At 65.9% G+C, this 12,764-nt stretch carries 13 protein-coding genes; 12 read left to right on the top strand and 1 reads right to left on the bottom strand.

Going from position 1 to position 12,764, the window contains the following annotated elements:
- The first annotated feature begins 4 nt into the window (after positions 1-4).
- The 4 genes from tsaB to ACEN9Q_RS06535 are packed head-to-tail and all read left to right on the top strand — an operon-like array spanning position 5 to position 3,093.
- A complete protein-coding gene (tsaB, locus tag ACEN9Q_RS06520; protein WP_495627752.1) occupies positions 5-742 on the top strand; it encodes a tRNA (adenosine(37)-N6)-threonylcarbamoyltransferase complex dimerization subunit type 1 TsaB in 738 nt (245 codons plus the stop codon).
- Entirely contained in the window at positions 739-1,200 is a 462-nt protein-coding gene (gene rimI, locus ACEN9Q_RS06525) for a ribosomal protein S18-alanine N-acetyltransferase (protein WP_056450351.1), read from the top strand. Before tsaB ends, rimI begins: the two co-directional genes overlap by 4 nt.
- Positions 1,197-2,156, top strand: coding sequence for a uracil-DNA glycosylase (locus tag ACEN9Q_RS06530; RefSeq protein ID WP_495627753.1), 960 nt, complete (start codon positions 1,197-1,199; stop codon positions 2,154-2,156). Before rimI ends, ACEN9Q_RS06530 begins: the two co-directional genes overlap by 4 nt.
- A complete protein-coding gene (locus ACEN9Q_RS06535) occupies positions 2,140-3,093 on the top strand; it encodes a DUF1853 family protein (protein WP_495627754.1) in 954 nt (317 codons plus the stop codon). The genes ACEN9Q_RS06530 and ACEN9Q_RS06535 overlap by 17 nt, the downstream gene beginning before the upstream one ends.
- Before the next feature lie 122 nt (positions 3,094-3,215).
- On the opposite strand, the gene lplT is transcribed toward ACEN9Q_RS06535, so the two are convergent.
- A complete protein-coding gene (gene lplT / locus ACEN9Q_RS06540) occupies positions 3,216-4,478 on the bottom strand; it encodes a lysophospholipid transporter LplT (protein WP_495627755.1) in 1,263 nt (420 codons plus the stop codon).
- Positions 4,479-4,616: 138 nt separating this feature from the next.
- On the opposite strand from lplT, the gene alr reads away from it, so the two are divergent.
- From alr to phoU, 8 genes are all read left to right on the top strand, one after another.
- Positions 4,617-5,729, top strand: coding sequence for an alanine racemase (gene alr / locus ACEN9Q_RS06545; protein WP_495627756.1), 1,113 nt, complete (start codon positions 4,617-4,619; stop codon positions 5,727-5,729).
- A gap of 11 nt (positions 5,730-5,740) precedes the next feature.
- A complete protein-coding gene (radA, locus tag ACEN9Q_RS06550) occupies positions 5,741-7,117 on the top strand; it encodes a DNA repair protein RadA (protein WP_056450359.1) in 1,377 nt (458 codons plus the stop codon).
- A 93-nt stretch (positions 7,118-7,210) separates the two neighbouring features.
- Positions 7,211-7,531, top strand: coding sequence for a PilZ domain-containing protein (locus ACEN9Q_RS06555; protein WP_082548392.1), 321 nt, complete (start codon positions 7,211-7,213; stop codon positions 7,529-7,531).
- A 508-nt stretch (positions 7,532-8,039) separates the two neighbouring features.
- Complete coding sequence (gene pstS, locus ACEN9Q_RS06560; RefSeq protein ID WP_056450362.1) at positions 8,040-9,083, top strand: phosphate ABC transporter substrate-binding protein PstS; 1,044 nt, start codon at positions 8,040-8,042, stop codon at positions 9,081-9,083.
- A 193-nt stretch (positions 9,084-9,276) separates the two neighbouring features.
- On the top strand, positions 9,277-10,209 hold the full coding sequence (gene pstC / locus ACEN9Q_RS06565; protein WP_495628922.1) for a phosphate ABC transporter permease subunit PstC: 933 nt from the start codon (positions 9,277-9,279) through the stop codon (positions 10,207-10,209).
- Entirely contained in the window at positions 10,209-11,063 is an 855-nt protein-coding gene (gene pstA / locus ACEN9Q_RS06570) for a phosphate ABC transporter permease PstA (RefSeq protein WP_056450364.1), read from the top strand. Before pstC ends, pstA begins: the two co-directional genes overlap by 1 nt.
- 44 nt (positions 11,064-11,107) lie before the next feature.
- The gene (pstB, locus tag ACEN9Q_RS06575) at positions 11,108-11,875 is read left to right on the top strand and encodes a phosphate ABC transporter ATP-binding protein PstB (RefSeq protein WP_495628923.1); all 768 of its coding nucleotides are present in this window, start codon (positions 11,108-11,110) and stop codon (positions 11,873-11,875) included.
- Positions 11,876-12,051: 176 nt separating this feature from the next.
- Entirely contained in the window at positions 12,052-12,762 is a 711-nt protein-coding gene (gene phoU / locus ACEN9Q_RS06580; RefSeq protein WP_495627757.1) for a phosphate signaling complex protein PhoU, read from the top strand.
- Positions 12,763-12,764: the final 2 nt, after the last annotated feature.

The raw sequence follows: 12,764 nt of genomic DNA on the forward strand, positions 1-12,764 counted from the left end.
CGCCATGCCTATCATCCTCGCAATCGAAACCTCGTCCGAGCTGGCGTCCTGCGCCTTGTTGAACAGCGCGGCCGGCGCGGACGCTCCCGTACTGACCCGTGAATCGTCCGGCGTGCGCACGCACTCGCAATCCGTCCTGCCGATGGTGCAGGACCTGTTGCGCGAAGCGGGCGTGGCCTTGTCCGACTGCGACGCCATCGCGTTCGGCGCGGGTCCCGGTTCGTTCACGGGCGTGCGCACGGCGTGCGGCGTGGTGCAGGGCCTCGCGTTCGGCGCGAAGAAACCCGTGCTGCCGCTCGTGACCCTGGAAGCGATGGCCGAGGCCTGCCGCGCCCGCACGGGCGCGACGGAGGTGCTTGCCGTGCTGGATGCGCGCATGGGCGAAGTCTATTGGGCGCAGTACCGCTGGATGGGCGAATGGCAGGTCGTGCGCGCGCCCGCGCTGTGTGCGCCTGCCGCCGTCGCGCCCGAAGCCGCGCCTGGCCTCGCCGCCTGCGGCAACGGCTTCGCCGCGTATCCGGACGCGTTCGCGGGACAGGCTTTCGCCGCCGGCGCCCACGCGGACATCCTGCCGCACGCGCGCGAATTCGCGCTGCTGGGCGTGGCCGCGCTGGCCGCGGGCCGCGCCGTGCCGGCCGACGAAGCGCAGCCGCTGTACCTGCGCAACAAGGTCGCGTACACGAGCGCCGAACGCCAGGCCATCAACGCGGCCAAGGCCGGGGCGGAGCAGGACAAGCGATGAACGACGCCGCGCGCCTGGAACTGCGTCCGATGGTCGTGGGCGACGTCGACGCGGTGCATGCCCTCGAATGCAGCGTCTTTCCGCATCCGTGGAGCCACGCGAATTTCATGGATTCGCTGGCGAGCGGTTATGACGCGTGGGTGCTGCGCGGGCCCGAAGGCGCGCTGGCCGGTTACTTCCTGTTGATGTATGCGGTCGACGAGGCGCACCTGCTCGACGTGGCCGTCGCGGCGCCGCTGCACGGCCGCGGCGTCGGGCGCTACCTGCTGGACCGCATCGCGGCCCGCGCGCGCGCGGAGCGCATGGAGTCGATCCTGCTCGAGGTGCGGCCGTCGAACGCGCGCGCGCTGCAGGTGTACCGGCGCTACGGCTATGCCGAGATCGGCCGGCGCAAAGGCTATTACCCCGCGCACGAAGGCCGGCGCGAGGATGCGATCGTGATGAGGTATATGTTATGAACGGTGTCAGTGAACGCGACGCCATCTTCCTGAACGAGATGGGCCTCGCGCCGTTGTGGCAGCTGCGCACGGCGGCTGCCGTCGAGGAGGCCGCGGCGCCCCCGCCGGCCGCCGCGCGGGGACCGTCGCCGCTGCAGCCGGTCGCGCAGTCGGCGTCCGCGCTGGCGCCCGTCGCCGCGCCGCCCGCCGCGCCGCCCGCACCCGTCGCGCCGCCGGCACGGCCAGTCGGGCCGGCGCAGCCGCGCGCGCCCGGCCCGTCGCCGTTGCAGCCCGTGGCGCAATCGGTGTCCGCGCTCGCGCCGGTCGACGTCGACTCGGCCTGGGACGATGCGGCCTTGCCGAGCGCTGCGACGCCGGAAGAAATCGCGGTCATGGACTGGGACCAGCTGGCCATCGCCATCGCCGCCTGCCGCCGCTGCAGCGCTTGCCGCGAAGGCCGCGCGCCGGTGCCGGGCACGGGCGCGAAACAGGCGCGCTGGCTCGTCGCGGCCGGCGCCACGACGGCTGCCGACGACAAGGCGCGCGTGCCGCTGGCGGGCGATCCGGGCAAGCTGCTCGACAACATGCTGGCCGCCGTCGGCATGGGACGCGAGCGCGACGTCTATGTGACGAATCTGATCAAGTGCCGTCCCACGACGCCAAACGGCGGCGAACGCGCGCCCACCCCGCAGGAGGCGGCCGCGTGCCGTCCCTACCTCGAACGCGAGGTGGCGTTGACGGGCGCCGGCACCGTGCTCACGCTCGGCCAGATCGCCGCCAACACGCTGCTGGGCAGGCCGCTGCCGGAACCGCTGGCCGGCAGCCGCGGCGAGGTCCACGCGCTGGACGCCGGCGGGCGTGCCGTCGACCTGGTGGCCACGCTGCATCCGGGCGAACTGCTGCGGCGCGGCGCCGACAAGGCCCTGGCCTGGGCCGACCTGTGCAGGGCAAGGCACGCCCGTGCACGATCGGACTGACACCTACCAGGCCTGCTTCGAGCGCCGCTGGGGCCATCTGCGGCGCGCACGGGTGCGGGCGCTGGCCTGGCTGCTGGACGCCCCCGACCTGCTCGACATCCACGACCCGCACTGGGAAGGTCGCGTCGCCACGCTGGGCTTGATGACGCCGGACACCGAACGCTGGCTGCGCGAACTCGACGCCGATCCGGCACCGCTCGACGCCGCGCTCGGCGCGAAGATGACCACGCGCCTCGGCCTGTATGCGGAAAAGCTGATGGCCTTTTATTTCGCGCACCAGGGGCGCCTCGTCGCGCACGGCCTGCAGGTGCGGGCGAGCCGCAACGATACGGTGGGTGAGTTCGATTTTCTACTGGACGCGGGCGAAGGCGTCGAACACATCGAGTTCGCCACCAAGTTCTACCTGCTGCAGGACGAATCGGCGGTGGGCTTCGACACCTTCGTCGGCCCGAACCTGGCCGACAGCCTGGGCCGCAAGATGCGCAAGGTGTTCGACCGCCAGCTGCTGCTGGGCAGCCACCCGGCCGCGCAGGACGTGCTGCCGCGGCCCGTCGTCGCGGCGCGCGCGCTCGTGAAGGGCTGGCTGTTCTACCCGCGCGGCACCTACCACGCGATGCAGGGGATCACGGCGGGCCACTGCCGCGGCTTCTGGTGCGCCCTGGCCGAACTCGACGCCTTGCCTGGCGACCGCTTCCTGATCCTGCCGCGCCTGCAATGGCTGCCGCCGTTCCGCGCGCAATCGGCCACGTGGATGCTGGACAAGGCCCAGCTGGCCGCGGAACTGGCAGATCATTTCATGGTGTCGGACACGCCCGTGCTGGTGGCGCTCGTGCGCGAGCAATCGGGCAACTGCGCGGACGCGATCGTCGAATTCGAACGCGGATTCATCGTCCCCGACGACTGGCGCGAACGGGCCAGAAGCCGGCTGCGTCCCTGAGCGGCATCAGACCGGGGTCAGAGCCCGGTTTTAAGAAATTATTTAAGAGAACGGCCAGGCGTCACTGCCGTGATTGCTCCGAGGATGTTGCCCAAATTCGGGCTCTGACCCCGGTTTACGATTTAATGTTTGTGCTCGCCGATCAGCGCGAGCGAATCGTGCTCGCGCTGGTTGGCGGCATGGCGGCGGCCGATCAGCCACATGATGCTGGCCAGCGACAAGCCGAACATGACGATGATGACGTTCAGGTCGAGGTTCAGCGTGATCATGACGGCGTACAGCGCCAGCATGGTGAGGATGGAGAGGTTCTCGTTGAAGTTCTGCACGGCGATCGAGTGGCCGGCGCTCATCAGGACGTGGCCGCGGTGCTGCAGCAGGGCGTTCATCGGCACGACGAAAAAGCCCGACAACAGGCCGATGAGCAGCAGCAGGGGCACGGCGATGGTCAGCGAATACACGAGCGTCATGCCCATCACGACGAGGCCCATGAGGATGCCCAGCGGGATGACGGTCAGCGATTTCTTCAGCGGGATCAGCTTGGCCGCCAGCGCCGCGCCGACGGCGACGCCGATCGCGACGACGCCGATCAGGCTCGTCGCCTTGTCGAGCGGCATGTGCAGCGAGCGCTCGGCCCATTTCAGCACGATGAATTGCAGGGTCGCGCCGGCGCCCCAGAACAGCGTCGTCACGGCCAGCGAGATCTGCCCCAGCTTGTCCTTCCACAGCGTGGAGGAGCAGTCGGCGAAGTCGGCGATCAGCTTGGCCGGGTTGCGTTCCTGGTGTTCGTAGCGCGCGCCGGTGTCCGGAATGCGCAGGTTGAAGCCGGCCGCCAGCGCGTACACGAAGATCAGCACGGCGAGCTGGGCCCGGGTCGGGGTGTTGATGCCGGTTTCGATATAGGGCACGTCCAGGGTCATCAGCCAGGCGCCGCCGTGGGCGCTGACGAGGGCGCCGCCCATGACGGTGCCGAGGATGATCGACATGACGGTCAGGCCCTCGATCCAGCCGTTCGCGGCGACGAGTCGTTCCGGCGGCAGCAGTTCGGTCAGGATGCCGTATTTGGCGGGCGAATAGACGGCGGCGCCGAAACCGACGACCGCGCAGGCGATGAGGGGATGCACGCCGAAGAAGATCAGGCAGCAGCCGAAAACTTTGATTAAATTGGCGATGAACATCACCCGTCCCTTGGGCATCGAATCGGCGAACGCGCCGACGAAAGCGGCCAGCAGGACGTAGAACAGGACGAACGACAGCTTCAGCAGTGGAGTCAGGGACGCCGGGGCTTTCATCGCCGTTAGCAGACCGATCGCGACAAATATCAGCGCGTTGTCTGCCAGCGACGAGAAGAACTGCGCCGCCATGATGGTATAAAAACCACGATTCATTCGAAAAGGCCAAAAAACTGGATGGGTTGCTTTATACCATGAAAGAACCGTTCGCCCAAGGAATCGACAATACGGCATTTCACTGCCGCAGGTAAAATATGCCTTTCGTTCGCCGCCAACCGCCCCCATCTGCAAGCCATGCCACGCCCCCTGCACGCCACCATCCACCTCGACTCCATGCAGCATAATCTGGCCCGTGCGCGCGCCTGCGCGCCGCAGGCGAAAATCTGGGCCGTGGTGAAGGCGAACGCCTATGGGCACGGCCTGGAACGGGGCAGGCGCGGCTTCGCGGCGGCCGACGGCCTGGCGCTGATCGAAACCGAAAACGCCCTGCGCCTGCGCGAGCTGGGCTGGACGAAGCCGATTCTTTTATTAGAGGGAATCTTCGACACGTCCGACATCCCGCTGCTGGCCGAGCACGCCATCGACAGCACGGTGCATTGCATCGAGCAGGTCAGGATGCTCGAATACACCCGGCTGTACCGCCCGATCGACGTGCACCTCAAGATGAACACGGGCATGAACCGCCTCGGCTTCCGTCCGGACGAGTTCGCGGCGGCGTACCAGCGCCTGCGCGCCGTCCCCGGCATCCGCAACATCACGTTGATGACGCATTTCGCGAACGCGGACGAGCTGGAGCATCCGCGCCTGTCGATCGCCGAACAGGTGCGCCGTTTCCGCCTCGGCGCGGACGGCCTCGCCGGCGAGCGCAGCCTGTCGAATTCCGGCGGCGTGCTGCATACGGCGGAACTCGTCCAGGAACTCCAGAGCGACTGGGTGCGGCCCGGCATCATGCTGTACGGCGGCACGCCGGGCGGGCGGTCGGCCCGGGATTACGGCCTGCTCCCGACGATGACCCTGAAGTCGGAGATCATCGGCCTCCAGCACCTGGAACCGGGCGACAGCGTGGGCTACGGCAGCCGTTTCCAGGCCGACCGGGCGCTGCCGGTGGGCGTCGTCGCCTGCGGCTACGCGGACGGCTACCCGCGCCACGCCGAGCACGGCACGCCCGTGCTCGTGGACGGCATCCGCACGACGCTCGTCGGCCGGGTGTCGATGGACATGATGGCCGTCGACCTGTCGCCCATCCCGAACGCGCACGTGGGCAGCAAGGTCACGCTCTGGGGCGACGGCCTGCCCATCGACGAGGTGGCCCAGGCCGCCGGCACGATCGGCTATGAATTGATGTGCGCCCTGGCGCCGCGCGTGCGCGTGGCCGAGGCGCCGCTCGGGTGCGATCCCATCTTATAAAACAAGGAATCATGGCTAAATCCCGTACCAGTTTCGTCTGCGGCGACTGCGGCAGCGTCGCCAGCCGCTGGACCGGCCAGTGCGCCGACTGCAAGGCCTGGAACACGATGACCGAACAGGTCGAGTCCCAGGGCCTGAACCGCATGTCGCAGACGCATATCCACAAGAGCCTGGCGCAGACGGCGCCCGTGCTGTCGCTCAAGGACATCGACGCGACCGACGTGCCGCGCTTCGGCACCGGCATCGACGAATTCGACCGCGTGCTGGGCGGCGGCCTCGTCGCGGGCGGCGTCGTGCTGATCGGCGGCGACCCCGGCATCGGCAAGTCGACCCTGCTGCTGCAGGCGCTGGCCAACCTGGCGGAGGCGCGCAGCACGCTGTACGTCTCGGGCGAGGAATCCGGCGCCCAGATCGCCCTGCGCGCGCGCCGCCTGCAGGTCGAAGCGAAGGACCTCAAGCTGCAGGCCGAGATCCAGCTGGAAAAAATCCTCGGCACGATCGCCGACCTCAAGCCGGACGTCGCGGTGATCGACTCGATCCAGACCTTGTATTCGGACGCGCTGACGTCCGCCCCCGGTTCGGTCTCGCAGGTGCGCGAATGCGCGGCCCAGCTCACGCGCGTGGCCAAGCAGACGGGTGTCACCATCATCCTCGTCGGCCACGTGACGAAGGAGGGCGCGCTGGCGGGCCCGCGCGTGCTGGAACACATCGTCGACACGGTGCTGTATTTCGAGGGCGATACGCAGTCCAGCTTCCGACTCGTGCGCGCCATCAAGAACCGTTTCGGCGCCGTCAACGAGCTGGGCGTGTTCGCGATGACGGAAAAAGGCCTCAAGGGCGTGTCGAATCCGTCCGCGCTGTTCCTTTCGCAACACGACAACCAGGTGCCCGGCTCCTGCGTGATGGTGACGCAGGAGGGCACGCGGCCGCTGCTCGTCGAGGTGCAGGCCCTCGTGGACGCCAGCCACTTGCCGAACGCGCGCCGGCTGTCCGTCGGCCTGGAGCAGAACCGCCTCGCGATGCTGCTGGCCGTGCTGCACCGCCATGCGGGTATCGCCGCGTTCGACCAGGACGTGTTCATCAATGCCGTCGGCGGCGTCAAGATCACGGAGCCTGCGGCCGACCTCGCCGTGCTGCTTGCCATTAACTCGTCGATGCGCAACAAGCCGCTGCCGCGCGGCCTCGTCGTGTTCGGTGAAGTCGGCCTGGCCGGCGAGATCCGGCCCGCGCCGCGCGGCCAGGAACGCCTGCGCGAGGCGGCGAAGCTCGGGTTCTCGGTCGCGGTGATCCCGAAAGCCAATGTGCCCAAGCAAAAGATCGAGGGGATGAACATCGTGGCCGTCGAGCGCATCGACGAAGCCTTCAGCAAGTTGCGTGAACTGGACTGACCTGTGTCTGCGGTGGAATTGGACTACGGCAATACGCGGATTGCCGTTTGCACATATAATCCCACCTCGTTTTCAAAAGCATCACAGGCTATCGTGGTTACAGATCAGAGGACTTCCGCACGCAAGATCTTGAAGGTGAGGGCGGTACTGGCGATGGAAGGCCAGGCGCCCGTCCAGGGACGCACATCGGACGTCGGCACCAACGGCGTCTGCATGACGGTCCCGCACCCGCTCCAGACGGGGCAGACGGGGCAGGCCGGCTTCGACCTGCTGGTCGACGGCCATCCGTTCGCGCTGCATGCCCGCGTCAAGGTCATGTATTGTATTTTCAGCAACGGCGAATTCAAGGCCGGACTCCAGTTCATGCACCTGGACCTGAATTCGATGAGCCAGCTGTCGCGCTTCCTGCGCTGACACGCCGGGCGTGCGAAAGAAAAGCGGCGGGCGCCTCGAGCCCCGCCGCTTTTTCTTTGATGAGGCCTCGTCGGTCTCCAATGCTATTCGTGATAGCGATCGTGCAACTTTTGCGAACTGCCGATGCCTTCCGAGATCACCTCATACAACACGAGGACCACGATGCCGGTCAGCATTCCAGAAATGAATAACATAACCACCAAACGCCGTTAAGCGCCCCCTCCGAACCTGCACTGTCTTGCCGTTTTGAGTTTGTAGGACAAATCCTCCATACCAGTAAACACTTTCAAGGTAGCAGAAGGCAACGCATTTACAAGGCGCTTTTTTTCTGCCGTCCGGGCACGAATATGACAGGGCGCCGGCAACCGTGTGACACGAATTTTCGGGCTGTCACATCATGCACGCTGGATGTCATATGGTCAGAATGGCCATGTCATAAAGCCGTCATATTTGCTCTCTACACTGCGTAGCATCAACCGTGTCACTACCTCAACAAAAGGACCTTGATATGCGCATGAAGCAACTGCTGGCAACCATCATCATCGGCACCACCGCCGCGTTCGCGAGCACCGCGACCCTGGCCGCCGACATCACCGGTGCTGGTTCGACCTTCGCCTACCCGATCTATTCGAAGTGGGCGGAGATGTACAAGAAGACCAGCGGCAACGGCCTGAACTATCAATCGATCGGCTCCGGCGCCGGCATCAAGCAGATCAAGGCCAGGACCGTCGACTTCGGCGCGTCGGACATGCCTTTGTCCGTCGAAGAACTGAACGAAGCGGGCCTGATGCAGTTCCCGACGATCATGGGCGGCGTCGTCGCCATCGTCAACCTGCAAGGCGTCGCCCCGGGCCAGCTGAAGCTGACCGGTCCGGTCCTCGCCGACATCTACCTGGGCAAGATCGCCAAGTGGAACGACAAGGCCATCGCTGCCCTGAACCCGGGCGTCAAGCTGCCGGACGAAGACATCACCGTCGTGCACCGCGCCGACGGTTCGGGCACCTCGTTCCTGTTCACCAACTACCTGTCCCAGACCAACGCGGACTTCAAGTCCAGGATCGGCGCCGGCACGGCCGTGAAATGGGTCGTCGGCGTGGGCGGCAAGGGCAATGACGGCGTCGCCGCCAACGTCCAGCGCATCAAGGGCTCGATCGGCTACGTCGAATGGGCGTACTCGAAGAAAAACAAGCTGGCCCACACCCAGCTGAAGAACCACGACGGCAACTTCCTGCAGCCGGACGACGACGCTTTCAAGGCCGCAGCCGCCAACGCCGACTGGGTCAAGGCACCGGGCTTCGGCGTCGTCCTGACCGACCAGCCGGGCAAGGCCGCATGGCCGATCACCGGCGTGACCTACGCCCTCGTGCACAAGCAGCAGGCCGACGCCGCCAAGGGCAAGGAAGTGCTGGGCTTCTTCAACTATGCCTTCAAGAACGGCGCCGCCGCCGCCACCGAGCTGGACTATGTGCCGATGCCGGATTCCGTCACCAAGCTGGTGGAAGCCGCCTGGAAGGCCAACCTGAAAGACGGTTCGGGCAAGGCGATCTGGTAATTGAGCAAAACCCGTAACGTGGGTAGCGTCGCTCCCACCCTCCCGGCGAGTGGTCGGGAAGGGTGGGAGCGACGCATTGCTTTTGGGTAATAAATTGGACAAGAACATGAACGCACACCCCGCGCTCGCCGCCGACGAGGCCGGCCAGGCCGCGTTGCAGGAGGACGCCCGCAACGTTGCACTGCGCAATACCATGCGCGTGCAGCGCATCCAGGACTTCATCTTCCACAAGGTGACCTTGCTGTTCGCCTTGAGCGTACTGGTCGTCCTGGTGGGCATCATCGTTTCCCTGGCGATCGGCGCGGCGCCCGCGTTCCACGCCTTCGGTGCCTCCTTCCTCGTGACGAACGAGTGGGATCCCGTCAACGACAAGTTCGGCGCGCTGATCGCCATCACGGGCACCCTGGTGACGTCCGTCATCGCGCTGCTCGTCGCGTTCCCGATCAGCTTCGGCATCGCCCTGTTCCTGACGGAGATCTGCCCGGTCTGGCTGCGCCGTCCGATGGGCATGGCCGTCGAGCTGCTGGCCGGCGTGCCGTCGATCATCTACGGCATGTGGGGCCTGTTCGTGTTCGCGCCCCTGTTCGGCGACTACGTCCAGCCGCTGCTCAAGCATACGCTCGGCGTGCTGCCGTTCATCGGCCCGTTTTTCCAGGGACCGACGATGGGCCTGGGCCTGCTGACCGCCGGCCTGATCCTGGCCGTCATGATCATCCCGTTCATCGCCTCCGTCATGCGCGACGTGTTCGAGATCGTCCCCGCCGTGCTGAAGGAATCCGCATACGGCCTCGGCTGCACCAAATGGGAAGTCGTGCGCAAGATCGTGCTGCCGTACACCCGCGCCGGCGTCGTCGGCGGCGTGATGCTGGGCCTGGGCCGCGCGCTCGGCGAGACGATGGCCGTCACGTTCGTCATCGGCAATGCGAACGATATCGCCCTGTCGTTGTTCGCGCCGGGCAACTCGATTTCCTCGACGCTGGCGAATGAATTCGCCGAAGCCAGCTCGCCGCTGCACGTGTCCTCGCTGTTCGCGCTGGGCCTGATCCTGTTCGCCATCACGTTCATCGTGCTGTCGGCCGCAAAACTGATGCTCGTGGGTATGGCCCGCCAAGAAGGAGTGAAGTAATGGATGGCGTCGTGAATTCTGTTTATCGCCGCCGCCTGCTGGGGCACCGCATCGGCATCGCGCTGTCCGTGCTGGCGATGGCCATCGGCCTCGGCTTTTTGCTGTGGATCCTGTCCACGTTGCTGATCAATGGCTTCGGGGCACTGTCGCACACGCTGTTTACGATGGACACGCCGGCCCCCGGCAGCCCGGGCGGCGTGCGCAACGCCATCGTCGGCAGCCTGATGATGGTGGGCCTGTCCACGGCGATCTCGACCCCGATCGGCATCCTCGCCGGCATCTACCTGGCCGAGTACGGCCAGAACAACAAATTCGCCGCCGTCACGCGCTTCGTCACGGACATCATGCTGTCGGCGCCGTCGATCGTGATCGGCCTGTTCGTGTATGCCCTGTGCGTGGCGCGTTTCCAGCATTTCTCGGGCTATGCCGGCACCATCGCGCTGTCGCTGATCGCGATCCCGGTCGTCGTGCGCACGACGGACAACATGCTGCACCTCGTGCCGAACAGCCTGCTGGAAGCCGCGTTCGCGCTGGGCGCGCCGCGCTGGAAGGTGTCGATGACGGTGCGCCTGCGCGCCGTGAAGGCCGGTGTCGTGACGGGCGTGCTGCTGGCCGTGGCCCGCATCGCCGGCGAGACGGCGCCGCTGCTGTTCACCGCGCTGAACAACCAGTTCTTCAGCCTCGACATGAAGCAGCCGATGGCCAACCTGCCGGTGGCGATCTACCTGTTCGCGATGAGCTCGTACGAGGACTGGCGCAGCCTGGCCTGGGGCGCCGCGCTGCTGGTGACCTTCAGCGTGCTGCTCCTGAATATCCTGTCGCGGACCGCGTTCCGCCAAAAGAACCCGCAATGATGACTTCGATGATGACCCAGACCCTGTCGACTCCGACGACGACCATGTCCAAGCCCAAGACCAAGACGATCGAAATCTCCGGCCTGGACTTTTATTACGGCAAGACGAAGAGCCTGAAGAACGTCAGCCTGGACGTGCACGACAAGCAGGTCACCGCGTTCATCGGCCCGTCGGGCTGCGGCAAGTCGACGCTGCTGCGCACGCTGAACCGCATGTACGACCTGTACCCGGGCCAGCGGGCCGAGGGATCGATTCTTTACCGCGGCCGCAACATCCTGGAGCCCGGCGTCGACGTGAACATGCTGCGCGCGAAGATCGGCATGGTGTTCCAGAAGCCGACGCCGTTCCCGATGTCGATCTACGACAACATCGCATTCGGCGTGCGCCTGTACGAAAACCTGTCCAAGGGCGAGATGGACGAGCGCGTGGAATGGGCGCTCAAGAAGGCCGCGCTGTGGACGGAAGCGAAGGACAAGCTGAACAAGAGCGGCCTGTCGCTGTCCGGCGGCCAGCAGCAGCGCCTGTGCATCGCGCGCGGCGTCGCCGTCAAGCCGGACGTGCTGCTGCTCGACGAGCCGACGTCGGCCCTGGACCCGATCTCGACGTCGAAGATCGAAGAGCTGATCAGCGAGCTCAAGGGCGACTACACGATCGCCATCGTCACGCACAACATGCAGCAGGCCGCACGCTGCTCGGACTACACGGCCTATATGTACCTGGGTGAACTGGTGGAATTCGGCGAGACCGACCAGCTGTTCCTGAACCCCGTACGCAAGGAAACGCAAGACTACATTACCGGCCGCTTTGGATAGGGGGCTTGGCAACCTACTGCGCGTTGCAGGGCCGGCCTGCGATGCTCGCCGTACCGGATGTACGGCTGCGCTTCTCGGCCACCCCTGCCGCCGCTCGCTACGGTTGCAAAGCCCCCGATACGCTAACACTGTTCGTTACTAGAGTAAGATAACGATAGACGATAGGAAAGATATATATGGTAGGCGAGCACTCTTCCAAGCAGTACGATCAGGAGCTGGAGGCGATCCGTTCCAAGGTGCTGCTGATGGGCGGCATGGTGGAAACGCAGTTCGACGAGGCGCTGAATGCTTTTCGCGTCGGTAATACGGAACAGGCCGACAAGGTCATCGCGGACGACCACGCCGTCAACCAGCTCGAAGTGCAGCTGGACGATGCCTCCAGCCACCTGATCGTGCGCCGCCAGCCGGCCGCCAACGACCTGCGCACGGTGATGGCGACGATCAAGGTGATCACCGACCTCGAGCGCATCGGCGACGAGGCGACCAAGATCGCGCGCACGGCCAAGAGCCTGCACGAGCGCGGCATGGTCAGCTTCAACCACTACGAGACGGTGCGCACGATCTCGCGCGCCACGGCCGACATGCTGCACGACGCCCTCGACGCGTTCGCGCGCCTGGACGGCCGCGCCGCCGTGCAGATCATCGCCCAGGACGACGTGATCGACCACGAGTTCCGCACCATCCTGCGCAGCACCATCACGTTCATGATGGAAGACCCGCGCACGATCTCGTCGGCGCTGGACGTGCTGTGGGTGGCCAAGGCCATCGAGCGCATCGGCGACCACGCCAAGAACATCGCCGAATACGTGATCTACGTCGTCGAGGGGCGCGACATCCGCCACAGCAAACCCGTCGGCGCGCCGGCCGCCGCCAACGGCGAAGGGTGATC

This window comes from Massilia sp. Masssp93 (assembly GCF_059491295.1).